Here is a 22,822-nt window from a genome sequence, read left to right as displayed (position 1 = left end):
CTCGTACCGCCAAGTCCTCGTACCGTCAGGAGAGAACAACGTCATGCGTACGTACACCAAGCCGGTCGCCGCCGTCACCGGCGCCCTCGTCCTCGCCGCCGGCCTCACCGCCTGCGACGGCTCCTCCGCCGCCTCCGACGAGAAGGTCGTCACCGTCTACAGCGCCGACGGCCTCAAGGGCGAGGCGGGCGACGGCTGGTACGACAAGGTCTTCGCCGACTTCGAGAAGCAGACCGGCATCAAGGTGAAGTACGTCGAGGGCGGCTCCGGCGAGATGGTGCAGCGCGCCCTCCGCGAGAAGAGCAACACCCAGGCCGACGTCCTCGTCACCCTCCCGCCCTTCATCCAGCAGGCCGGCTCCAAGGGCCTGCTCCAGTCGTACGAGCCGAAGGGCGCCGACCAGGTCGACGGCGGTGACAAGGCCGGCGACGGCACCTGGACCTCCGTCGTCGACAACTACTTCGGCTTCGTCCACAACAAGAAGGAGCTCCCCGCCGCCCCGAAGACCTGGGAGGAGCTGCTCGACGCGAAGTACAAGGACAAGCTGCAGTACTCCACCCCCGGCGTCGCGGGCGACGGCACCGCCGTCCTCATCAAGGCGATGCATGACTTCGGCGGCAAGGACGCCGCCATGGAGTACCTGAAGAAGCTCCAGGCCAACAACGTCGGCCCGTCCTCCTCCACCTCCAAGCTCGCCCCCAAGGTGGACAAGGGCGAACTCCTCGTCGCCAACGGCGACGTCCAGATGAACTTCGCGCAGGCCAAGTCCATGCCGAACCTCGGCATCTGGTTCCCGGCCAAGGCCGGCGGCAAGCCCACCACCTTCGCCCTGCCGTACGCCGCCGGCCTGGTGAACAGGGCGCCGCACACCGAGAACGGCAAGAAGCTCCTCGACTTCATGCTCAGCGAGGGCGCCCAGCGCGAGGTCAGCGCGATCGGCGGCGGCTTCCCGGCCCGCAAGGACGTCAAGGGCACCGACGCCAACGCCATCGAGCTGGCCGCGCTGATGGAGGGCGTCGAGGTCTTCGAGCCGGACTGGGCCGACATCGACAAGAACCTCGCGGCGTACGTCGACGCGTGGAAGTCCGCGACCGGGAGCTGACCGGCAGCCGATCCGCAGCCCATCCGCAGCCAAGAGTTCACCGTACGACCCTGGAAAGCCTCCGCATGTAGCGGAAAGATAACGGGTACGGACCAACGCCCCCGAGGAATCGGGGGCGTTGGCGTGTGTTCGTGCCCTTATCGACCCTCTGACGGAGGACTCCGACATGCCGATCACCGGCATCTCCGCCCCGCTCTCCCGCCGCACCGTGCTCGCCGCCGCCGGTGCCACCGCGGCCGTCGCCGCCACCGGACTCGCCACCGCCCCCGCCGCCCGGGCCGCCCCCGCCGCCCCGACGCTCCCGGACGGCACCAGCCAGGACAAGGTGCTCGTCGTCGGCATGGACGGACTGCGGTACGACCGGATCGACGCCGCCAAGGCCCCCACCCTCAAGTCCCTGATGGCGAACGGCACCTACGGCCGCTCCCTGCTCTACGCCAACCCGATGGCCGGCACCCTCTCCGGCCCCGGCTGGTCCACGATCTCCACCGGCGTCTGGCCCGACAAGCACGGCGTGAAGGACAACACCTTCACCGGCCGCGACTACGGCCGGTACCCCGGCTTCCTCGCCCGCCTGAACCAGGTCCGCCCCGAGCTCTCGCTCTTCGCCGCCGTCGACTGGCCCGAGCTCGACACGTACGGCACGGTCACCCCCGGCGCCGACGCCAAGCTCGTCTACGACAACGACTACGCGGTCAACGACCTCACGATCACCGAGATCACCGAGGAGGTCCTCCGCGACCAGAACCCCGACGTCCTCTTCGTCTACTTCGGCGAGACCGACGAGATCGGCCACACCTACGGCGCCGCCAGCCCCAGGTACACCGACGCCATCGACGTCCAGGACGGCTACCTCGGCCGGCTCCTCGCCGCGATCCGGGCCCGCCCCACCTACGCCGCCGAGCGCTGGACCGTCATCGTCGCCACCGACCACGGCCACACCGACGCCGGCGGCCACGGCGGCTCCAGCATCGAGGAGCGCCGCACCTTCGTCCTCGCCCAGGGCCCCGGCATCGCCGCCGGCGCCCGCCCCATCGACACCCGGCTCGTCGACGTCGCCGCCACCGTCTTCCAGCAGCTCGGCATCGTCCCCGACCCGGCCTGGGGCCTCGACGGCAAGCCGATACAGGAACGTTCCACCGACCCCTTCGACACCCTCTACCCGTCCCTCTCCGGCCGTGTCGACGAGACCGGCATCCCCGCCGGGGTCCTCGGCTTCACCCACACCGCGCCCAGCGGCTGGTTCGTCATCAACAACGCCATGGGCACCGGCGGCACGACGGAGTGGCGCGGCTGGTCCTTCGCCACCGACGAGTTCTGGTCCCGCGCCCAGCGCGACCAGTCCCGCGAGCTCAACGTCCGCGCCCGCGGCGTCTTCGCCGTCGCCGACTCCGACGAGTGGGCCGACAAGTCCTTCTCCGGTACGTACGACTCGACCCTGGTCACCCCCGCGTACGCCGTCTCCGGCGCGACCGCCGTACGGCTCGACTTCACCACGCTCTACCGCCAGGAGGGCGGCCAGAGCGCCCAGGTCCTCGCGAGCTTCAACGGCGGCACCCCCGTGCTCGTCAAGAGCTACACCGCCGATGTCGTCTCCCGGCCCCAGTCCCTCACGGTCGCCGTCCCCGCCGGCGCCTCCAGCGTGAGCTTCCGCTTCCGGTACACCGGATCCAACAACTGGTACTGGACGATCGACGGGGTCAAGATCAGCACATCCTGATTACGCTGGGGGGCGTCGCCACAGCGCTGTCGCGGCGCCCCCAGCACACCGCACGTCCCGTGCGTGCATCTGTACGGCAGGAGTCCCGCACCCATGGCAGAGCGCAAGCCGATCGAATCCTGGCTGACCGACATGGACGGCGTCCTCATCCACGAGGGCGTGCCGATCCCCGGCGCCGACGCGTTCATCAAGAAGCTGCGGGAGACCGGAAAGCCGTTCCTGGTCCTCACCAACAACTCGATCTACACGGCCCGCGACCTGCACGCCCGCCTCGCCCGCATGGGACTCGAAGTCCCCGTCGAGAACATCTGGACCTCGGCCCTCGCCACCGCCAAGTTCCTCGACGACCAGCGCCCCGGCGGCACCGCGTACGTCATCGGCGAGGCCGGCCTCACCACCGCGCTGCACGACATCGGCTACGTCCTCACCGACCACGACCCGGACTACGTGGTGCTCGGCGAGACCCGCACGTACTCCTTCGAGGCGATGACCAAGGCCGTCCGCCTCATCAACGCCGGCGCCCGCTTCATCTGCACCAACCCCGACGAGACCGGCCCCTCCCTGGAGGGCCCGCTCCCGGCCACCGGCTCCGTCGCCGCCCTCATCACGAAGGCCACCGGCAAGGAGCCGTACTTCGCGGGCAAGCCCAACCCGCTCATGATGCGCACCGGCCTCAACGCGATCGGCGCCCACTCCGAGTCCAGCGCGATGATCGGCGACCGGATGGACACCGACATCCTGGCGGGCCTGGAGGCGGGCATGCAGACCTTCCTGGTCCTGACCGGCCTGACGACCCAGGCGGAGATCGACCGCTTCCCGTTCCGCCCGTCGAAGATCGTCCAGTCCATCGCGGACATCGTCGACCGCGTGTAAGGACCCCCGACGCCGCCCCTGCGGATGCGATCAGCGCCGATCCGGGTGACCCTGCCAGTATCAGGAGGTCACGATGCGTTCAGCTCCCATTGCTCTCCGTGCCGCAGGGGCGGCCCTGGCGCTCGTCCTGGCCCCGGCGGCCGGTGGCGCGTACGCCCACGACGGGGTGAAGGTCACCGTCACCCCGTCCACCGCCTCGCCCGGCGTCGACGTCGACGTCCGCGTCCAGGGCTGCAAGGGCACGACCGGCGCCGCCACGTCCAAGGCGTTCGTCGCCGATGCGGAGCTCACCGGCCGGGACGGCGGGGGACACCCGCTGTTCGGCGACACCACGATCCGCTCCGGCCTGGAGGACGGCACGTACGAGGTCGCCGTGACCTGCGACGGGCACGACCACCCGGACGCCGGAACCGTGCAGGTCCGGCACCACCGGGAGCCCACCCACCGGCCGACGCACCACGCGACCCCGATCGCGCCCGTCCGCGCCGGCGGAGGAGGCACCGCCGCCTTCGCCGCGCCCGTGGCTCCCGGCGTCGCCCAGACCACCTCCGAGAGCGGCCTCGGCACCCCGTACACCCTGCTCGGCCTCGGCATGGCCGCGGTCGCCGCCGTCGCGGTCGCCTTCCGCAGCTCCCGCCGCCGCGCCGAGACCGGCGGCGACGGCGAGTGACCGTGCCGTCCGGCACCCGCCCGGCGGGCTCCGGGCGCTTCGTCACCGGCCTGGCCTGGGCGGTCCTGCTCTCCGGGCTCTGGCTCTGGGGCCGCGACGCCACCGAGGGCCCCGGCGGCAGCTCCGCGCCGACCACCGGCGACATCGCCGCCGTCGGCCGCCCCCTCGGCGTCGAGCTGCCCCCGGCCCACGCCCCGCTCCCGCCCCTCGAACCCCGGCGGGTCGAGATCCCCTCCCTGGGCATCGGCGCGCCCGTCGTGGCGCGCGGCCTGGACGACGCGGGCGCCATAGACCCGCCGCCCTTCGAGATGCCCCACACGGTCGGCTGGTACGGCTCCGGCACCCGGCCGGGCGCGGCCGGCGCGGCCCTCCTCGTCGGCCACGTCGACACCGAGACCCGTCCGGCCGTCTTCTACGGCCTGAGCGCGGTCCGCCCCGGCGCGAAGGTCCGCGTCACCCGGACGGACGGATCGGTCGCCGAGTTCACCGTCGACGACGTCCAGGTCCTCCCGCGCGAGGGCTTCGACCCGGCCAGGGCCTACGGTCCCCACGACCCCCACCGCGCCGAGCTGCGCCTGATCACCTGCGGTGGAAGCTTCGACCGGGCGACGGGGGCGTACACGGCGAACGTGGTGGTCTCGGCGTACCTGACGGGGACGGGAGCCTGAGGGCCGTCCCCCGCCCGGCCCCGGAGAAAGATCGAGGCCCCCTCACCGATGGTGAGGGGGCCTCGACTCTGCGTGCGCCGCCAGGGACTCGAACCCCGGACCCGCTGATTAAGAGTCAGCTGCTCTAACCAACTGAGCTAGCGGCGCCTGCTGACAGAGAGAACTCTACCTGACGTGAAGGCGTGCTCCTGACCAATACCGACCGCCTCCGGCCTGTCGGATGGTCGTATGGGGCCTTCAATCCGTCAAAATGCGATTTGTCCAGACAGTTGAGACACTGACGCCCGAAACGAGGGTCCAAAAGATCTTGACGAGTGTGGAGGGGATCGCATGAGCGTGCCGGTCTTCGAGGAGTTCGAACCCGCGGCCGACTGCGGCTGCCCGGGCTGCGCCCGGCAGCGGCGCGACCTCGCCCTGGGCCTGCCCGTCCGGGCGGGCGGCCACCCGGCGGCCCACGGCGCCCGCCGCGCGCTGGTCCTGGTGACGGCGGCGGGCGTGGTCCTGGGCGGAGGCGGAGCCGGAGCGGCGACGGCCCTCACCGGCCCACCGAACCCCTTCGCCCCGGCGGATGCGCCGGGGGGCGGGGCGGGAACGGGCCGGGTGGAAGCGGGTCAGGCGGGAACGGGTCGGACGGGAGCAGGGCGGACGGAAGCGGGGTCGGCGCAGGCGGGACGGGCGGGAGCGGAGCCGGCGGAAACCGTGTCGGTGGGAACCGGGCCGGTGGAGGCGGACGCCGCGGTCCTGCGGGAGCGGGCCGCGACCCGGTCGGTCGGCTCGGCCGACTCCGGCGGCTCGGTCGGATCCGCCGGCTCGGCCGACGCCGTCGGCTCCGCGGGCTCCGTCACCGCCGACCCGCCCTGGCCGGGGCCCGAGACCCCGCAGGGCGGGCGGGGGCCGTTGCACGGCGCGCCGGGGCCCGGTGCCGACCCGACCCCGGGCTCCGCCCCGACGACCAGTCAGATCTCGGTGGAGTCGCTGCGGAAGACGACCCGCGCGGAGATCATCAACCGGGCCAAGACGTGGATCGCCGCACAAGTCCCGTACTCCATGGAGGAGTACTGGTCGGACGGCTACCGCCAGGACTGCTCCGGCTACATCTCCATGGCCTGGAACCTGCGCAGCAACGAGTGGACCGGCAGCCTCGACCGCTTCGCCGAGCGGATCGGGCGCGCCGAGCTCCAGCCCGGCGACATCCTGCTCTTCCACAACCCGGCCAACCCGACCCGCGGCTCGCACGTCACGATCTTCGGCGGCTGGACCGACTACACCCACACCTCCTACATCGCCTACGAGCAGACGAAGCCGCGCACGCGGAAGCAGGCGACGCCCATGGCGTACTGGGAGAACTCCGACCGGTACGTGCCCTACCGCTACAAGGGCGTGGTCAGCGGCAGCGCGGGCGGCGGGGCGGAGGCCGCGGAGGCGACGCCGTTCCCGGGGGCGGGGAAGTTCGGGCCGGGCGCGGACAACGCGTACGTCACCCAGCTCGGGCAGCTCCTCGTCGAGCGCGGCGGCAGGAGGTTCTACAGCCGGGGCCCCGGCCCGAAGTGGGGGGAGGCGGACCGGAGGGCGACCCAGGCGTTCCAGCTCGCGCAGGGCTGGAGGGGCGCGGAGGCGGACGGGCTGCCCGGGCCGCACACGTGGCGGCTCCTGGTGACCGGCGGGGGCAAGGACATCGGCGGTTCGAGTGGTTCGAGCGGCCCGAGCGCGAATGCGACGGGGTTTCCCGGGCGTGGCTACTTCCGTCCGGGCCAATCCAACGCATATGTGGAGAAGCTGGGCAAACAACTGGTGAAGCGGGGCTTCGGCAAGCACTACCTGTCGGGACCCGGTCCGCGCTGGACGGAGGCGGACCGCCGCAACGTCGAGGCGTTCCAGCGGGCACAGGGCTGGCGCGGCGGAGCGGCCGACGGCTACCCGGGCCCGGAGACCTGGCGGCGTTTGTTCCGATGACCCCGAGAGCATGAGGTGGACCCCGAATGACGGCATCGACCCCGAACCCCGCGGACTCCGGCGCGGCGGCCTCGCGTGACGCGGCCCGCACGGCCAGACGCCTGACGGACGGCACCCTCCCGCGCACCTCCCCACCGGACAAGGACCGCTCCCCGTCCGCCCCGAAACCGGACCCGGGGCCGGGTACGGAGCCGGGCGCGGCACCGGGGGCCCTGGCGGGGCCGGCGCGGGACGGGGCGGGGGAGCCGTCGACGGGGCCTGTGCCCGGTACGGCACCGGTGTCCCCGACGGATGCGCCGGGGACACCCCCGACCGGACCCGTGCCCGACGCGACGGGACCGGGTGGGGCGGGACCGGTCACGACGGGACCGGGTGGGACCGGGCTCGTGCCCGGTGCGACGCCGGTGACACCGGCGGACACGCCGGGGGCGCCCCCGGCCGGGTCCGCGTCCGGTACGGCACCGGAGACGCCGGTCCCGGCGGGCACGCCGGTTTCGATGGGCGCGCCGATCCCGATGGGCGCGCCGGTCCCGGCGGGCATGCCGGTCCCGGCGGGTCCCGCGTCGGGCTCGGAGACGGCGGTTTCGGTCGGCCCGGCGTCCGGGGCGGGGCCGGTGGTCTCCGCCGAACCCCCGTCCGGGGCGGGAAGTCCGGCCCCGGCCGGTCTCGCGCCCGGATCAGGGCCGGCCGCCCCGGACGGACCCGCACCCGCCTCGGAGGCGTCTGCCCCCACCGGGCCCACGTCCGGCACCGGCCCGGCACCGGTTCCTCCCGGCACCACGCCGGGGCCCTCGGTCGGGCCCGCCCAGGGTGGAGAAGCTGCCGTCGTGAGCGGTTCCCCTCCCGGTCGCCCCACCGAGAAGGCCACCGGGAAGACCGTCGACGAGGGCGGCGACAGCGACGGCGACGGCGACAAGGCTTCCGTCCCGGACCCTGCTTCCGTCCCGGAGCCTGCCTCCGCCCCGGCCCTCGCCCCCGCCGTGGCCCTCGCCCCCGCTCCCGCCCCCGCCGTGCTCGACCTCCGGCGGATCAGCGGGGCGCGGGTCAGTGCCGTCGCGATGCCCGTCGCCGCCGTGGTGCGGGTGGCGCGGCGGAAGAACGTGATCGGGACCGAGACCACCGGCTCCATCCCGGTGCACCTGCTCTTCCGGGACGAGCCGGAGACCGCCGCCCCCGTCGCGGCGGACGAGGACGGGGGGCCCGACACGATCTCCATGGCCGCGCCGACCCCGCCGGCGGTGGGGCGCAAGCCCGCCATCCCGGCCCCGTCGAAGGTCCAGGCCGCCCCCACCAAGGCGGATCCCGAGCCCCGGACCAAGACGAACTCCAAGCCGAACTCCAAGCCGAACTCCAAGGCAGCTCCCAAGCCGAACTCCAAGGCGAAGCCGCAGTCGCGGCCCCACGCCCAGCCCTTCACCCAGCCCCCCGCCCGGCCCAAGGCCCCGGCCCGTCCGCAGCCCGCGAACGGGCCGGAGCTCCGGCCGGGGCCGAAGGCCGCGTCGCGTCCCGCCCCCACCGCCGATCCCGCGCTCGTGGAGCGGCCGGGGCCGGTGCTGCCCGGGTGGGTCGGGGTGGTGGGCGGGGTGCTGGCGATCGCCTGGTGCGCGGGGATCGTGTGGTGGGTCGGGGCGGTGCCCGCCGAGGCGGCGCGGATGCTGCGGCTGCCGACGCGCCCGTACCACGGCATTCCCCTCGGCCAGTGGGCCCTCCTGGCCCTGGGCGTGGTGCTCGCCCTGTTCGCGCTGGGCGGTCTCGGCCGGGGCCGGGTCGGCTACGCCTGGGTGCTGTCCCTGTTCGGCGACTACCGCGGCACGGTCCGCCGTACGGGCCTGGTGTGGGTCAGTCCGCTGCTGCTCCGCCGTCGGGTGGACGTCCGGCTGCGGCACTGGCGCAGTGAGCCGCTGTCGGCGGTGGACGCGAAGGGCACCGCGCTCGACGTGACCGTCCTGGTGGTGTGGCGGGTGCGGGACACGGTCCGGGCGGTGCTCGGGGTGGACGGGCACGAGGAGTACCTGCGGGAGCAGGTGGAGGCGGCGATGGCCCGGGTGCTGTCGCAGCTCCCGGCGGACGCGTTCCACGAGGACGCCCCGACGCTGCGGGACGCGGAGGCGGTCGGCGAGGCCCTGACGCGGATGCTGTCGGCGGAGTGCGCCCCGGTCGGCGTGGACGTGTTCTCGGCGCAGCCGACGCGCATCGAGTACGCGCCGGAGGTGGCGGCGGCGATGCGCCGGCGCCGGATCGCGGCGATCGACGCGAAGCACCGGGACAGCGTGCTGACCTCGGTGGTGGACGCGGTGGACGACGTGGTCCACCGGCTGACCAGTCGTGGTCTGGTGGAGCTGGACGACTACGAGCGCAAGGCGCTGGTCAAGGACCTGACGGTGGCGTTCTACACGGGCAGGACGGGGCCGGTCGAGGGTGCCTGAGGGGATGGACAGCGGCAACGTCCGTCCCTACCTTGATACTTGGTCCAGACCAAAAGCAGTACCTGTGTCACACCCGTACGCGCGCACGGCCCCACGGAACTCCCCACGTTCTCCAGGAGCGACAGCATGCGCAACAAGGCACTAGGGGCGGCGGTGGTGGCGCTCGGCATGGCCGGCGCCACCGTCCTCGCCACCGGCACCGCCGGCAGCCACGGCTACACCGACGCGCCGATCAGCCGTCAGAAGCTCTGCGCCAACCGCACCGTGACCAACTGCGGCGACATCCAGTGGGAGCCGCAGTCGGTCGAGGGGCTCAAGGGCTTCCCGGCCGCGGGCCCCGCGGACGGGAAGATCTGCGCGGGCGGGAACTCCCGCTTCTCGCAGCTCGACGACCCCCGCGGCGGCGCCTGGCCCACGACGAAGCTCACGGCCGGGCAGAGCTACGGCTTCCGGTGGCAGTTCACCGCCCGCCACGCCACCACGGACTTCCGCTACTACATCACCAAGAACGGCTGGACCGGGACCAAGGCCCTGACCCGGGCCGACCTCGACCCCCAGCCGTTCCTGACCGTCCCCTACAACAACCAGCAACCGCCGGCGACGCTCTCGCACTCCGGGACGATCCCGGCGGGCAAGACGGGCCGGCACCTGATCCTGGCGGTGTGGACGGTCGCGGACACCGCGAACGCCTTCTACGCCTGCTCGGACGTCTCGTTCTAGGCGTTCAGTTCTGACGGAGCGTCAGTTACAGTCCGGCCCATGAGGAGCGCGGACACCGTCGCGGAGCTCGTACGGCGCCAGTGGGGCGACCACCGGACCGGTCTGAGGGACGAGCACCACACCCTCACCCACCACCAGGTCGCCGCCGGCGCCGCCGCGCGGGCCGCACTGCTCGTGGACCTGATGCCGCCCGTGCCGAGGGGCGAGCCACACCTCGGCATCCTGCTCGACAACACGCCGGAGTACCCGCTCTGGCTCAGCGCGGCGGCCCTCGCGGGGGCCGCCGTCGCCGGGATCAACCCCACCCGGCGCGGCCCCGAGCTCGCCCGGGACATCCTCCACACCGAGTGCCGGGTCCTCGTCACCCAGCGCGCCCACCTGCCGCTCCTCGACGGGCTCGCGCTGCCGGGCCTGCGGATCCTGGTCACCGACACCGAGGCCTACCGGGAGCTCCTCGCCCCCTACGGGAACGCCCGGCCGGGAGACGCCACCCTCGGCCCCGTACGCCCCGACAGCCGCTTCCTGCTCTCCTTCACCTCCGGCTCGACGGGCGCGCCGAAGGCCGCCCTGTGCAGCCAGGGGCGCCTGGCCGCCGCCGGCGCCTCCCTCGTCGCCCACTTCTCCGTCGGCCGGGACGACGTCCACTACGTCTGCATGCCGATGTTCCACGGCAACGCCGTGATCGCCGACTGGGCGCCCGCGCTCGCCGCCGGGGCCGGGGTGGCGCTGCGGGCCCGCTTCTCGGCCTCCCGCTTCCTCCCCGACGTGCGCCGCTTCGGTGCCACGTACTTCACCTACGTGGGACGGGCCGTGCAGTACCTCCTCGCCACCCCGCCCGGCCCCGACGACCGCGCGCACCCGTTGCGGCTCGGCTTCGGCACCGAGGCGGGGGCGGTGGACGCGGCCCGCTTCCGGGAGCGCTTCGGGGTCCCGCTCGTGGAGGGGTACGGCTCCTCGGAGGGCGGCGCGGCGATCCAGCGGACCCCGGACACGCCGACGGGCGCGATCGGCCGGGCGGCACCCGGCGACGACCTGGCGGTCGTCGCCGCCGACACCGGCGTGGAGTGCGCCCCCGCCCGCTTCTCGCCCACCGGCCGGCTCCTCAACGCCGCCGAGGCGGTCGGCGAGCTCGTCAACCGGGGCCGCTCGCCCTTCGAGGGCTACTGGCGCAACCCCGAGGCGGAGGCGGCCCGGCTGCGCGGCGGCTGGTACTGGACCGGCGACCTCTTCTACCGGGACGCGGACGGCTTCCTCTACTTCGCGGGCCGCACGGACGACCGTCTGCGGGTCGACGGCGAGAACCTGGCCGCGGCGATGATCGAGAACATCCTCGCCCGCTGGGACCGGGCGGCGGGGGTCGCCGTCTACGCGATACCCGACCCGGTGACGGGCGACCAGGTCATGGCGGCGCTGACCCTGCGGGAGGGCGCGGACTTCGAACCCGCGGCCTTCGCCGGCTTCCTGGCCGCCCAGCCGGACCTGGGCACGAAGATGGCGCCGCGCTTCGTCCGCGTCCTGCCCGAACTGCCGCTGACCGCCACCAACAAGATCCACCGGGTCGCCCTGCGCCGGACCTCGTTCCGCTGCCCGGACCCCGTCTGGTGGCGCCCCGCCCCCGACGCCCCCTACGAGCCCCTGACGCGGGCGGCGCTCGACGCCCTCCGTGCCCACTACACCCGGCACGGCCGCCCCGAGGCGTACGGCTAGGGCTGTCGGTCCCTCCTCCAGGGGGTGCGGACCGCCTCGGGCAGGCGCGGCAGGGTCCGGAGCGCGATGGACGGCCCGGCGGAGTCGAGGCGCCGCTCGAAGGGCCGCCCGGAGCCCCGCACCTGAGCGAGGGGGTAGGGCCTGCCCCACCCCCCGTACGCCCTCCAGAGCCATGGTCCCGCCCCGCCCGCCGGCCCTACCGTGGGCGCCATGGAACCCCGTACGCCCTGGCAGGCACTCGCCGGACCCCGGTACCTCCGCAGCTCCTGGCCGTGGCGGTCCGTCGGGTACCTGGCCGGCGGAGGCGTCGTCGGGGCCCTCGCCTGTGCCGTGCTCCTGGTCCTCGGGACGTTCTCGCTGTTCCTCGTCGGGCTGCCGCTGCTCCTCCTCTCCGGGCTTGCTTCCGGCCGGGCCGAGCGCCTGCGGCTCCGCCTCGTCGACCTGGATCCCGTCCCCGACCCGCACCGCGTGCCCGCCGCGCCCGGCCTGGCCGCCTGGCTCCGGACCCGGGTGGCGGAGCAGGCCACCTGGCGGGAGCTCGCGTACGCCCTGCTGCTCGCCACCGTCCTGTGGCCGCTCGACCTCCTCGCCCTCGCCGTCGGTGTCGGCCTGCCCCTCGCCCTCCTCGGCGCGCCCCTCCAGCTCGCCGTGGACGGCCACGAGGCCAAGGTCGTCAAGGCGTATCTGGCGACCTCCTATCCGGAGGCCCTCGGCGCCGCCCTCGTCGGCGCCGTCCTCCTCGTCGTCCTCGCCCACCCCCTCGCCGCCGTCGCCGGGGCCCGCGCCGCCCTCGCCCGCGCCCTGCTCACCCCGCGCGAGACCGAGCGGCCGGGCGCGATCGGCGAGGTCATCGCCTCCCGCGCCCGGCTCGTCGACGCCTTCGAGGCCGAGCGGCGCCGCATCGAGCGCGACCTGCACGACGGGGCCCAGCAGCGCCTGGTCGCCCTCACCATGACCCTGGGCCTGGCCCGGCTCGACGCCCCGCCCGGCGGCCCGCTCGCCGAGCAGCTGGCGAAGGCCCACGCGGAGGCCGGGCAGGTCCTGACGGAGCTCCGGGAGCTGATCCACGGCATCCACCCGCAGGTCCTCGCCGACTACGGACTCGGCCCGGCGCTCACCGACGCCGCCGACCGCTCCGCCGTCCCGGTCGACACCGACGCCGACGCGCTGCCCCGGCTGCCCGCGAGCGTGGAGAGCGCCGCGTACTTCGCCGGCTGCGAGGCCCTCGCCAACATCGGCAAGCACAGCGGCGCCCGCCGGGCGCGGATCACCGCCCGGCACACCGGCGGTGTCCTGCGGCTCGACGTCGAGGACGACGGGCACGGCGGCGCCGACCCGGCCCGGGGCTCCGGCCTCACCGGACTCGCCGACCGGATCGCCGTCCTCGATGGCACACTGACGATCATGAGCCCGCCGGGCGGGCCGACCCTCCTGAGAGTGGAGATCCCGTGTCCCGCACTGCCGACAGGCTCCGCGTCGTCCTCGCCGAGGACAGCGTCCTCCTCCGGGAGGGACTGATCGGACTCCTGGCCCGCTTCGGCCACGAGGTCGTCGCCGCCGTCGGCGACGCCGACGCCCTGCGCGAGGCGGTCGCCGCCCACGAGCCCGACATCGTCGTGACCGACGTCCGGATGCCGCCCGGTTTCCAGGACGAGGGCCTGCGCGCGGCGGTCGCGCTCCGCGCCGAGCGGCCGGCCCTGCCGGTCCTGGTCCTCAGCCAGTACGTGCAGCGCAGCTACGCCGCCGACCTCCTCGACGCGGGCGACGGCACCGGCGTCGGCTACCTCCTGAAGGACCGGGTGGGGCAGGTGGAGGAGTTCGCGGACGCCCTGTCCCGGGTCGCGGCCGGCGGCACGGTCGTCGACCCGGAGGTCGTGCGGCAGCTGCTGCGCCGGCACCGGGATCCGCTGGAGGCGCTGACCCCGCGCGAGCGCGAGGTCCTGGGGCTCGTCGCGGAGGGCCGCTCCAACGGGGCGATCGCCCGCCGTCTGGTCGTGACCGAGGCCGCCGTCGGCAAGCACATCGGCAACATCCTGGCGAAGCTGGACCTGCCGCCGGCCGAGGACAGCCACCGCCGGGTCCTCGCGGTCCTCACGTACCTCCGGGCGTGACCCCCCGGGGGGACTCCGGGCAGGCCCCCGGGAGGGCGGGCCTCCGGGCATGACCCCTCGGACACGCCCCGGCATGACCCCGGGCACCCCCGGCGTGGCCCCGGGGAGCCTCCCGGCACGACAAGAAGGCCCCCTCACCGAAGTGAGGGGGCCTTCCCTGTCTGTGCGCCGCCAGGGACTCGAACCCCGGACCCGCTGATTAAGAGTCAGCTGCTCTAACCAACTGAGCTAGCGGCGCCTGCTGACAGAGAAAATACTACCTGGTCCCGAGGGGTGCTCGTGACCACCCCGCCGGGACCCCTCTCCGTACCCCTCGGATCACGCCTCAGATCGCCAGCGAGAGGACCACCGGAGCGGCCCTGCGGTTCAGCGTGTCCGCCGCCGCGCGCAGCCGGTGGGCGTGCTCGATCGGCAGGGAGAGCGCCAGGCAGCCCACGGCCGAGCCCGCCGTCAGCGGGACGGCCGCACAGACCGTGCCCACCGCGTACTCCTGGAGGTCGAGCACGGGGACGGTCGCCGGCTGGCTGTCGAGCTTCGAGAAGAGGATCCGCTCGCTGGTGATCGTCCGGGAGGTCAGCCGGGCGATCTTGTGCCGGGAGAGGTGGTCCCGGCGGCCGTTCTGGTCGAGCTGGGTGAGCAGGCACTTGCCGACCGCGCTGGCGTGCGCGGCCGAGCGGAAGTCCACCCACTCGTTGACCTTGGGCGTGCGCGGGCCGTCGGCGAACTGGGTGATCTTCACCTCGCCGTCGATGTACCGGCTGATGTAGACCGCCGCGCCGACGGAGTCCCGGAGCTCGGTCAGGGTCTCCTGGAGCTTGGCCTCCAGGGCTTCGCGGCGGGTCAGGCCGGAGCCGAGGAGGACGAGGGAGTCCCCGATCACGTACGCGCCGTCGGCGACCTGCTCGACGTACCCCTCGCGACGGAGCATGAGGAGCAGTGAGGACAGGTGGGCGACGGGCAGGCCGGTCTCGCGCGCGATCTGGACGTCTGTCACTCCGCCACCGTGCCGGGAGACCGTCTCGAGGACGCGCAGGGCGTATTGCACCGAGTGGAACGGCGCGGTGGGCTCGGGCTTCAGCGCCACGGTTTCCCCCTACCAGGTTGTGACCGCAAGCTTTCGTACCACGATAACCGCCAAGGGCCCTTTACGGGGCGGCTGTTGGCGAGAATGATGCGGCGGACCGGGCCTCTGGGCTGGGGCGCGACACCCTGGCATATGCCCACGTCATGAGTGGTGCGTGGAGCCTCAGGTCAGGGGCGTGCGCGGGGGTGCCGGCGTCGGAGTTCGGCCACCGGCGCGCGGCAGAAATTTTCCGCCCGCGAGGGCGCGGAATAAACGGAGACACCCTCCTGTTGTGGTCCGGATGTATCCGCACATGTGCCGAGGAGGGTCCCGACGGTGTCCGACGCTATTCGAGGAGAGGCGCGGGGCAGCGCGCCCGTGCCGCTGTCCGTGCTGGACCTGGTGACCGTCGGCAGCGGGCGGACCGCGACCCAGGCGCTCGCCACGAGCGTCGAGCTGAGCCGGCTCGCCGAGCGGCGCGGCTTCCACCGGCACTGGGTGGCCGAGCACCACTCCATGCCCGGGGTCGCCTCCTCCTCCCCGGCCGTGATCCTCGCGCACCTCGCCGCCCACACCCGGCGCATCCGGCTCGGCTCGGGCGGCGTCATGCTGCCCAACCACGCCCCGCTCGTCGTCGCCGAGCAGTTCGGCACCCTGGAGGCCCTCGCCCCGGGCCGGGTCGACCTCGGCCTCGGCCGCGCGCCCGGCACCGACGGGGCCACGGCCGCCGCCCTGCGCCGGTCAGACACCCTCGACGAAGGCGCCGACGACTTCCCGGAGCAGCTGGCCGAGCTGACCCGGTTCCTGGACGACGACTTCCCGGACGGCCACCCGTACGCCCGGATCCACGCCGTGCCGGGGCCGGTACAGGGTCCGAAGGGGCGGCCGCCGATCTGGCTGCTCGGCTCCTCCGGCTTCAGCGCCCGCCTCGCCGGACTGCTCGGGCTGCCCTTCGCCTTCGCCCACCACTTCTCGGCCAGGAACACGATTCCGGCGCTCGACCTCTACCGGGACTCCTTCCGGCCCTCGGAGGTCCTCGACGCCCCGTACGCGATGATCGGCGTCTCGGCGTTCGCCGCCGAGGAGGCGGCGCAGGCCCGTCGCCAGGTCCTCGCCGGCGCGCTCGCGATGCTGCGGCTGCGCACCGGCCGGCCGGGTCTGGTGCCGACGCCGGAGGAGGCGGAGGCGTACGGATTCAGCCCCGCCGAGCGGGAGTTCGTCGACGGCTGGCTCGCGAACGTCGTGTACGGCACTCCGGACGAGGTGCGCGTCGGCCTGGACGACCTGCGGAAGCGGACGGGCGCGGACGAGCTGATGATCACGGCCAACGGACACGGCGGCGCGGAGCGGGTGCGGAGCTACGAGCTGATCGCCGACGCGTACGAGCTGCCGGAGCTCCCGGACCCGGCGGGGCTCCCGGATCTCGCCGAGCCGTCGGAGTAACGCGAAAACCGGGCCGCCTGGTTCGTACCCGAACGGACCGCCGCCCTTCCCTAAGTGAACCTTAAACCGCTCGTCACCGATGGTGGCGGGCGGTCTTCTTTTGTGCTTCACCCCTCTGACAAGGGCTTTCTCCCTCGAATTGGTCTAGTCCTCAATCTGGTTCAGACCATTGACGTGCTGTTCACGCGGCGGATATCACTGCTCCAACTTCCGTACCGCCACCCCCTCCCGGAGGCAGCACGTGCACCCCCGTAAGCCCTTGATCGCCGCGCTCCTCAGCTCGGCCCTCGCCGCCGGCGCCCTCGCCGCCACGGCCGGACTCGGCTCCGCCCAGGCCGCCGAGACCGGCACCACCGCCTCCACGGGCGGCGTGAAAATCGCGTACTACGACCAGTGGAGCGTCTACGGGAACGCCTTCTACCCGAAGCACCTCGACGAGCGGGGCATCGCGGCGGGCCTGGACGTCATCAACTACTCGTTCGGGAACATCCACCCGACCGACCTCACCTGTTTCGAGGCCAACAAGGCCGCGGGCGACGACAACAACCCCAACGCGGGCGACGGCGCGGGCGACTCGTACGCCGACTACCAGAAGTCCTTCTCGGCGGCGGACAGCGTCGACGGCGTCGCCGACAAGTGGGACCAGCCGATCGTGGGCGTCTTCAACCAGTTCAAGGAGCTGAAGGCGAAGCACCCCAAGCTGAAGATCAACATCTCGATCGGCGGCTGGTCCTACTCCAAGTGGTTCTCGGACGCGGCCAAGACCGACGCGAGCCGCAAGAAGCTCGTCGCCTCCTGCATCAAGCAGTACATCCAGGGCGACCTGCCCGTCGAGGGCGGCTACGGCGGCCCCGGCAGCGCGGCCGGCATCTTCGACGGCATCGACATCGACTGGGAGTACCCCGGCTCGCCCGACGGCCACCTCGGCAACCACTACGCCCCCGAGGACAAGCAGAACTTCACGCTCCTCCTCGCCGAGTTCCGCAAGCAGCTCGACGAGTACGGCGCGGCCCACGGCGGCAAGAAGTACCTCCTGACCGCCGCGCTCCCGGCCGGCCAGGACAAGATCAAGAACATCGAGACGGACAAGATCGGCGCGTACCTCGACTACGCGAACATCATGACGTACGACATGCACGGCGCCTGGGACGGCGACGGGCCCACGTACCACCAGTCCCCGCTGCGCTCCGGCGCCAACGACCCGACCGACGTCATCAAGCCGGGCACCGAGAAGTACTCGATCGAGAACGCGATCGACTCCTGGATCGACGGCAAGCCCGCCTACGGCATCACCGGCGGCTTCCCGGCGAACAAGCTGACGCTCGGCTACGAGTTCTACTACCGCGGCTGGAAGGGCGTCCCGGCCGGCACCACCAACGGCCTCGCGCAGACCGCGACCGGCGGCTCCAACGCCCGCCCGCTGAGCCAGGCGGCCGGCATCGCGTACTACAAGGAGCTCGGCGGCATCGTCGACAACCCGTCGACCACCTTCTGGGACGACCAGGCCAAGTCCGCGTACTTCTACAAGGACGGCGAGTTCTTCACCGGCCTGGACAAGCGCACCATCCAGGCGCGCGCCGACTACGCCCACAACCGCGGCCTGGCCGGCGCGATGATGTACTCGCTCCTCGGCCTCGACGCCAACGCGACCCTCTTCAAGGACATCGTGACGGCGGTCGGTTCGTCCCCGACGACCCCGACCACGCCTCCCACGACCCCGCCGACGACGCCTCCCACCACTCCGCCGACCACGCCGCCCACCACCCCGCCGACGACGCCGCCCACGGGCTGCACCGCCCCGGCGTACGTGGCCGGCCAGGTCTACACCGGCGGCCAGACCGTCTCCTACAACGGCCACAACTGGAAGGCCAAGTGGTGGACGCAGAACGAGGCGCCCGGCAGCACCGGCGAGTGGGGCGTCTGGCAGGACCTCGGCGCCTGCTGACCCTCCGCGGAACCCCGTAAGACCACTGCCCCCGCCCGGAATGTCCCTCCGGCCGGGGGCAGTTCCACGTCTCCGCCCCTGTACGGGGGAGCTTTTCCGTTCCTGTACGGGGAGCGGTTCGGTTCCTATACGGGCAGCGGCTCCGTGCCGATCAGCTCGGCGATGCGGTCCGGGGCCACCGCCCGCGAGTACAGCCAGCCCTGCCCGGTGTCGCAGCCGATCCGGCGCAGCCGACTGGCCTGTCCGGCCGTCTCGACGCACTCCGCGGTCACGGTGAGGCCGAGCCGGTGCGCCAGCTGCACGAGCGCCTCGACGATCAGCTCGTCCGCCGGGTTGGCGTGCTCCTCGTCCTGGAAGCCCCGGACGAAGGAGCCGTCCAGCTTGAGCACGGAGACCGGCAGCCGGCTCAGATAGGCGAGGTTCGAGTAGCCGGTGCCGAAGTCGTCGATGGCGATCCGCACGCCCATGTCGCTCAGCGCCTGGAGCGCCTGGAGCGGCCGGCCGTTCGAGCCCATCACCGCGGACTCGGTCAGCTCCAGCTGGAGCAGGTGCGGTGCGAGACCGGTCTCCGCGAGGATGCCGGCCACGTCCGCGACCAGGTCGGAGTCCCAGACCTGGCGGACCGCCACGTTGACGCTGACGAAGAGGGGGCGTTCGCGCGGATGGTCCTTCTGCCACTGCCGGGCCTGGCGGCAGGCGGTGGCGAGGACCCACCGGCCCAGCTCCACGATGGAGCCGTCCTCCTCGGCGATCCCGATGAACCGATTCGGCGAGAGCGAGCCGAACTGCGGGTGGTTCCAGCGCACCAGCGCCTCCACCCCGCGCACCGCCCCGTCGGTCAGGTCCACCAGCGGCTGGTACTCCAGGGCGAACTCCCCGCGCTCCACGGCCGGCCGCAGGGTGGAGGAGAGCGCCTGCCTGGTCATGCGGTGGGCGTTGCGCTCCGGGTCGAAGAGCGTCCAGCGGGCCTTGCCGTCGGCCTTCGCCCAGTACAGCGTGGTGTCCGCGTCCTGCATCAGGGCGGTCGCCGTCGTCCCGGGCGCCGCCCGCTCGACCACGCCGATCGAGGCGGAGACCGAGAGCCGCCGGCCGCCGAGGTCGAAGGGGTGCTGCAGCGCGTCGAGCACCGAGCGCGCCAGGTCCGCCAGTTGTTCCGTCCCGGTGGAGTCCTCGACCAGGATCGCGAACTCGTCGCCGCCGAGCCGCGCCACGAGGTGGCCGCCGTTGCGGGTGTAGCCGTCGCTGTCCGCGCACTCCGTCAGCCGGGTGGCGACGGCGGCCAGGAGCCGGTCGCCGACCCGGTGGCCGAGGGTGTCGTTGACCGCCTTGAAGCCGTCGAGGTCCAGGTAGCAGAGGCCGATCCGCCCTGTTCTGCCATAGCCGTACGACTCGTACGACTCATGTGACTCGTACGACTCGTGCGAGCGGGGGGACTCCTGGGCGTCGTGCCGCGCACGGGCCTCGGCGGCCGCGGCGTCCTGGGCGGCGGCCTCCAGGGCCGCCGAGAGGCGCTCGAAGAACAGCGCCCGGTTGGGCAGCCGGGTCACCGGGTCGTGCATCTGGAGGTGGCGCAGCCGGGCGTGGAGCTCGCGCCGCTCGCTGATGTCCGCGATCGACAGCAGGACGCGCCGGCTGTCGGGGACGGGGGCGACGGTGACCTCGGCCCACAGCGAGCGCCCGTCGGCGTGCTTGAGGCGGCGGGTGCAGCGGAAGCGGGAGCGGCGGCCGCCGAGCACCTCGCGGTAGGCGTGCCAGGTGCGGCCGTCGGAGGCGAGGTCGACGAGGTCGGCCGCGGCCTGCTCCCGGAGCGCCGCGGGTTCGGTGCCGAGGAGGCTCCCGAAGGAGTCGTTGGCGGCGACGACGACGCCGTCCTCGTCGACCACGGCCATGGCGAGCTGGGAGACCCGGAAGGCGGCGCGGTAGTCGCGGAGCTCGGCCGCACGGCGCACGAGGTGACGCTCCGTGAGTGCGGGTTCGGCCGCGTGTGTCTCCGCCGGCTCTGGGTGCACCGGTCCTTCGGGGGTTCCGCTCACCGCTCGCTCCCGTGTGCAGTCGGGCCGGTCACATGTGGTCGGGACGGTCGGCCAAGGAAGAGTGAGCCGATCATAGAGCCAGCCGGGGGAGCGTTCCAGCTCCGAGGCGTCTCCGAGGGGCCTCCGGCGCTGTGAGGCTGCCCACCGGACCGACCCGCCCGATCGTTTCTGCGCGGGTCTGACGCGGGGCGTCGAGGGCATGACCGAATGTGACTTTCCGTGAGCTGAAGCGCGCTCGTGTCGCGTCGACCCCATGGCGCGCCCTCACCCGACCGGGGCAGCGGAAACGTGCGAAACGCCGCAAACCGTCACAAGGTGGGTGAGGTGTCCCGCATTCCCGATCCGGAGGTCCACGTGAGGGCTCAGCAGCCACCCGGGGGAGTGGAACGCCCACGGCTGCGCGCCGGCGCGGCGGCCTTCACCGCCCTCGCCGCACTGGCCGCCACGGGGCTCGTCGCGGGCCCCGCCGCCGGCGCGTCCTCGGCGAACCCCTGCGCCCTGCCCCGTACCGCCGCCCACCACTCGCTCGGCCTCGACACCTGGAACGACTCCTACCCCCGGCCGAACCAGGACCTCGACGCGGTCATGATCTTCCTGTCCTTCCCGGACTCCGCACCGCTCACCGAACCGGCCGAACTCGCCGCCGACCACTTCCCCGCCACCAGCGAGTACTTCGCCCGCGCCTCCTACGGACGCTTCGACCTGCGCCCGCACCCCCGGTCCTCCTGGACGCCGATGCCGCACGCGTCGGAGGAGTACGACATACGGCGGGACTGGGACGCCGGGAAGCGGGCCGCCTACCTCCGCGACGCGATCGCCGCCGCCGACAAGGACGTCGACTTCTCGCGGTACGACATCGTCTACCTGGTCGCCGACCCGGACGCGCCCGGCGTGGACTCCGACGCGACCAAGGTCGTCAACCTGGAGCACCCGCTGGAGGCCGACGGCACCGAGATCAAGCGCGTCGTCACCGTCTTCGAGCGGCACCCGCCCGACCGCAACGTCCTCGCCCACGAGACCGGCCACGTCTTCGACCTGCCCGACCTCTACCACCGGCCGGTGGACGGCAAGGGCGACTGGGACACCCACGTGGGCGACTGGGACGTCATGGGCAGCCAGTTCGGACTCTCCCCGGACCTCTTCGGCTGGAACAAGTGGAAGCTCGGCTGGCTCTCCCGCGCCCAGGTCACCTGCGTCCAGGGCTCCGGCTCCCGGCTGGTCAGCCTGGAGCCGGTCGACGCCCCGCCCCCGGCCGGCGGCACCCTCGGCACCCGGCTCGCCGTCGTCCGCACCGGCCCGGACAGCGTCCTGGCGATCGAGGCCCGCAGCAGCGCCGGGAACGACGCCGACACCTGCGCCGAGGGCGTGCTCGTCTACCGGGTCCACGGCGACGCGGCCTCCGGCGACGGCCCGGTCGAGGTCGTGGACGCGCACCCCGCCACCCAGGCGTGCGCGGACCACTCCGTCTACCCGCCGCTCGCGGACGCCCCCCTGGAGGAGGGCGAGACCCTGACCGTGCCCGGCACCGGGATCCGCGTCGAGGTCACCGACCGCACCGAGGCGGGCGTCTGGACGGTGAAGATCACCCCGCCCAGGGGATCCTGATCGAGAACGCGAAGGAGCCCCCCGCTTCCGCGAGGGGCTCCTCCTGTCTGTGCGCCGCCAGGGACTCGAACCCCGGACCCGCTGATTAAGAGTCAGCTGCTCTAACCAACTGAGCTAGCGGCGCCTGCTGACGTCGTAGACATTAGCATCCGGATCGGCGGGAGGAAAAATCGATACCCGCACGTCGGCGGCGGAGGCCGCCCGGACGGCCCGCACGCAGGCCCAGAGCACGACCTCGGGGCCGGGCAGCCACGGATGCCGGCTGTCCGGGGCCACCAGCCAGCGGGGCCCGGCGGAGTCGGACGGCACGAGCGGTGGCACGGTCACCGCGTCCCCGATCCCGTGACAGAGCGGCCGGGGGACCTCCCGGCTCCACTCCTCCCAGTCGAGCAGCGCCGGCAGCCGCTGGGCCGTCCCCGGCGCGGCGAACAGCATCACCCGGCCCCGGTGCGTCGCGACGGGCCCGGAGCCCGGGCCCTCCTCCCACAGCCGGTCCAGCATCCGGCGCCCGAAGACCGGGTCCACGTTGACGACGTCGAAGAGGGTCCCGCAGGGCAGCGCCGCCGGGGAGGCGGGGCGGGACTCCCAGCGGGTGAGCGCGGCGCCGGCCCGGCCCCCGGCGGCCGAGGCGAGCCAGGCGGCCCCGTCGGCGGTCACCCGGGCCGTCTGGTGCCGTCCCTCGTCGCCCTGCCGGAGGAACCGGAAGATGTCGTGCGGGGTCTCGTCGCGCAGCCAGGTCGTCATGCGTCCAGGTGTACCGGGCGTGACGAGACGATTGCCGAG

The 22,822-nt window shown here is 73.3% G+C and carries 17 protein-coding genes and 3 tRNA genes; 14 read left to right on the top strand and 6 right to left on the bottom strand.

Annotated elements, in window-relative coordinates; genetic code table 11:
* Positions 1-43 precede the first annotated feature (43 nt).
* The 5 genes from ACIGW4_RS09830 to ACIGW4_RS09810 all read left to right on the top strand — a co-directional run bounded on the left by ACIGW4_RS09830 (position 44) and on the right by ACIGW4_RS09810 (position 5,033).
* Entirely contained in the window at positions 44-1,102 is a 1,059-nt protein-coding gene (locus ACIGW4_RS09830) for a 2-aminoethylphosphonate ABC transporter substrate-binding protein (RefSeq protein ID WP_399579563.1), read from the top strand.
* A 166-nt stretch (positions 1,103-1,268) separates the two neighbouring features.
* Complete coding sequence (locus tag ACIGW4_RS09825; RefSeq protein ID WP_399579562.1) at positions 1,269-2,822, top strand: alkaline phosphatase family protein; 1,554 nt, start codon at positions 1,269-1,271, stop codon at positions 2,820-2,822.
* A gap of 93 nt (positions 2,823-2,915) precedes the next feature.
* Complete coding sequence (locus ACIGW4_RS09820) at positions 2,916-3,695, top strand: HAD-IIA family hydrolase (protein ID WP_123452652.1); 780 nt, start codon at positions 2,916-2,918, stop codon at positions 3,693-3,695.
* Between the two features lie 73 nt (positions 3,696-3,768).
* Complete coding sequence (locus ACIGW4_RS09815) at positions 3,769-4,365, top strand: hypothetical protein (protein WP_398708523.1); 597 nt, start codon at positions 3,769-3,771, stop codon at positions 4,363-4,365.
* Complete coding sequence (locus ACIGW4_RS09810) at positions 4,362-5,033, top strand: class F sortase (protein ID WP_398708525.1); 672 nt, start codon at positions 4,362-4,364, stop codon at positions 5,031-5,033. Before ACIGW4_RS09815 ends, ACIGW4_RS09810 begins: the two co-directional genes overlap by 4 nt.
* Before the next feature lie 73 nt (positions 5,034-5,106).
* On the opposite strand, the gene ACIGW4_RS09805 is transcribed toward ACIGW4_RS09810, so the two are convergent.
* Positions 5,107-5,180: transfer RNA gene (locus ACIGW4_RS09805), tRNA-Lys, on the bottom strand.
* 183 nt (positions 5,181-5,363) lie between these two features.
* On the opposite strand from ACIGW4_RS09805, the gene ACIGW4_RS09800 reads away from it, so the two are divergent.
* The 6 genes from ACIGW4_RS09800 to ACIGW4_RS09775 all read left to right on the top strand — a co-directional run bounded on the left by ACIGW4_RS09800 (position 5,364) and on the right by ACIGW4_RS09775 (position 13,950).
* Positions 5,364-6,986 (top strand): peptidoglycan-binding protein, encoded by a 1,623-nt coding sequence (locus tag ACIGW4_RS09800; protein ID WP_399579559.1) that lies wholly within the window; start codon positions 5,364-5,366, stop codon positions 6,984-6,986.
* An 827-nt stretch (positions 6,987-7,813) separates the two neighbouring features.
* Positions 7,814-9,412 (top strand): SPFH domain-containing protein, encoded by a 1,599-nt coding sequence (locus ACIGW4_RS09795; protein WP_399579557.1) that lies wholly within the window; start codon positions 7,814-7,816, stop codon positions 9,410-9,412.
* 126 nt (positions 9,413-9,538) lie between these two features.
* On the top strand, positions 9,539-10,132 hold the full coding sequence (locus tag ACIGW4_RS09790; RefSeq protein WP_359587418.1) for a lytic polysaccharide monooxygenase auxiliary activity family 9 protein: 594 nt from the start codon (positions 9,539-9,541) through the stop codon (positions 10,130-10,132).
* A gap of 39 nt (positions 10,133-10,171) precedes the next feature.
* On the top strand, positions 10,172-11,839 hold the full coding sequence (locus ACIGW4_RS09785; RefSeq protein ID WP_123452645.1) for an AMP-binding protein: 1,668 nt from the start codon (positions 10,172-10,174) through the stop codon (positions 11,837-11,839).
* A gap of 210 nt (positions 11,840-12,049) precedes the next feature.
* Positions 12,050-13,357 carry a sensor domain-containing protein gene (locus ACIGW4_RS09780; protein WP_123452643.1) on the top strand — a complete coding sequence of 436 codons (1,308 nt, stop codon included), beginning with the start codon at positions 12,050-12,052 and terminating at the stop codon, positions 13,355-13,357.
* On the top strand, positions 13,288-13,950 hold the full coding sequence (locus ACIGW4_RS09775) for a response regulator transcription factor (protein WP_123452641.1): 663 nt from the start codon (positions 13,288-13,290) through the stop codon (positions 13,948-13,950). The genes ACIGW4_RS09780 and ACIGW4_RS09775 overlap by 70 nt, the downstream gene beginning before the upstream one ends.
* A gap of 164 nt (positions 13,951-14,114) precedes the next feature.
* On the opposite strand, the gene ACIGW4_RS09770 is transcribed toward ACIGW4_RS09775, so the two are convergent.
* Both ACIGW4_RS09770 and ACIGW4_RS09765 read right to left on the bottom strand, forming a co-directional pair.
* Positions 14,115-14,188, bottom strand: a tRNA-Lys gene (locus tag ACIGW4_RS09770).
* Positions 14,189-14,275: 87 nt separating this feature from the next.
* A complete protein-coding gene (locus ACIGW4_RS09765) occupies positions 14,276-15,034 on the bottom strand; it encodes an IclR family transcriptional regulator (protein WP_017237127.1) in 759 nt (252 codons plus the stop codon).
* A gap of 315 nt (positions 15,035-15,349) precedes the next feature.
* Here ACIGW4_RS09765 and ACIGW4_RS09760 point away from each other — a divergent pair, with 315 nt between their 5' ends.
* A complete protein-coding gene (locus tag ACIGW4_RS09760) occupies positions 15,350-16,456 on the top strand; it encodes an LLM class flavin-dependent oxidoreductase (protein WP_359587423.1) in 1,107 nt (368 codons plus the stop codon).
* A gap of 241 nt (positions 16,457-16,697) precedes the next feature.
* Entirely contained in the window at positions 16,698-18,401 is a 1,704-nt protein-coding gene (locus ACIGW4_RS09755) for a glycosyl hydrolase family 18 protein (protein WP_123452637.1), read from the top strand.
* 125 nt (positions 18,402-18,526) lie between these two features.
* On the opposite strand, the gene ACIGW4_RS09750 is transcribed toward ACIGW4_RS09755, so the two are convergent.
* Positions 18,527-20,434, bottom strand: coding sequence for an EAL domain-containing protein (locus tag ACIGW4_RS09750; protein ID WP_123452635.1), 1,908 nt, complete (start codon positions 20,432-20,434; stop codon positions 18,527-18,529).
* 324 nt (positions 20,435-20,758) lie between these two features.
* Here ACIGW4_RS09750 and ACIGW4_RS09745 point away from each other — a divergent pair, with 324 nt between their 5' ends.
* Entirely contained in the window at positions 20,759-22,039 is a 1,281-nt protein-coding gene (locus ACIGW4_RS09745; RefSeq protein ID WP_398708539.1) for a M6 family metalloprotease domain-containing protein, read from the top strand.
* 50 nt (positions 22,040-22,089) lie between these two features.
* Here the strand turns inward: ACIGW4_RS09745 and ACIGW4_RS09740 are convergent.
* Both ACIGW4_RS09740 and ACIGW4_RS09735 read right to left on the bottom strand, forming a co-directional pair.
* Positions 22,090-22,163 (bottom strand) — tRNA-Lys (locus tag ACIGW4_RS09740).
* A complete protein-coding gene (locus ACIGW4_RS09735; protein WP_398708541.1) occupies positions 22,154-22,783 on the bottom strand; it encodes a hypothetical protein in 630 nt (209 codons plus the stop codon). The genes ACIGW4_RS09740 and ACIGW4_RS09735 overlap by 10 nt, the downstream gene beginning before the upstream one ends.
* Positions 22,784-22,822 lie beyond the last annotated feature (39 nt).

Origin of the sequence: Streptomyces sp. NPDC053513, assembly GCF_044544765.1 — a bacterium.
Lineage (GTDB): Bacteria > Actinomycetota > Actinomycetes > Streptomycetales > Streptomycetaceae > Streptomyces > Streptomyces litmocidini.
The sequence above is the reverse complement of the archived record's forward strand: the minus strand, read 5'-3'. Positions and strand labels throughout refer to the sequence as shown.

Excerpts from the sequence above, each read along its gene's own strand:
- ACIGW4_RS09825 (WP_399579562.1), top strand. The coding sequence starts at position 1,269 with ATGCCGATCACCGGCATCTCCGCCCCGCTCTCCCGCCGCACCGTGCTC.
- ACIGW4_RS09785 (WP_123452645.1), top strand. The coding sequence starts at position 10,172 with ATGAGGAGCGCGGACACCGTCGCGGAGCTCGTACGGCGCCAGTGGGGC.
- ACIGW4_RS09780 (WP_123452643.1), top strand. The coding sequence starts at position 12,050 with ATGGAACCCCGTACGCCCTGGCAGGCACTCGCCGGACCCCGGTACCTC.
- ACIGW4_RS09800 (WP_399579559.1), top strand. The coding sequence starts at position 5,364 with ATGAGCGTGCCGGTCTTCGAGGAGTTCGAACCCGCGGCCGACTGCGGC.
- ACIGW4_RS09830 (WP_399579563.1), top strand. The coding sequence starts at position 44 with ATGCGTACGTACACCAAGCCGGTCGCCGCCGTCACCGGCGCCCTCGTC.
- ACIGW4_RS09820 (WP_123452652.1), top strand. The coding sequence starts at position 2,916 with ATGGCAGAGCGCAAGCCGATCGAATCCTGGCTGACCGACATGGACGGC.
- ACIGW4_RS09735 (WP_398708541.1), bottom strand. The coding sequence starts at position 22,783 with ATGACGACCTGGCTGCGCGACGAGACCCCGCACGACATCTTCCGGTTC.
- ACIGW4_RS09815 (WP_398708523.1), top strand. The coding sequence starts at position 3,769 with ATGCGTTCAGCTCCCATTGCTCTCCGTGCCGCAGGGGCGGCCCTGGCG.
- ACIGW4_RS09790 (WP_359587418.1), top strand. The coding sequence starts at position 9,539 with ATGCGCAACAAGGCACTAGGGGCGGCGGTGGTGGCGCTCGGCATGGCC.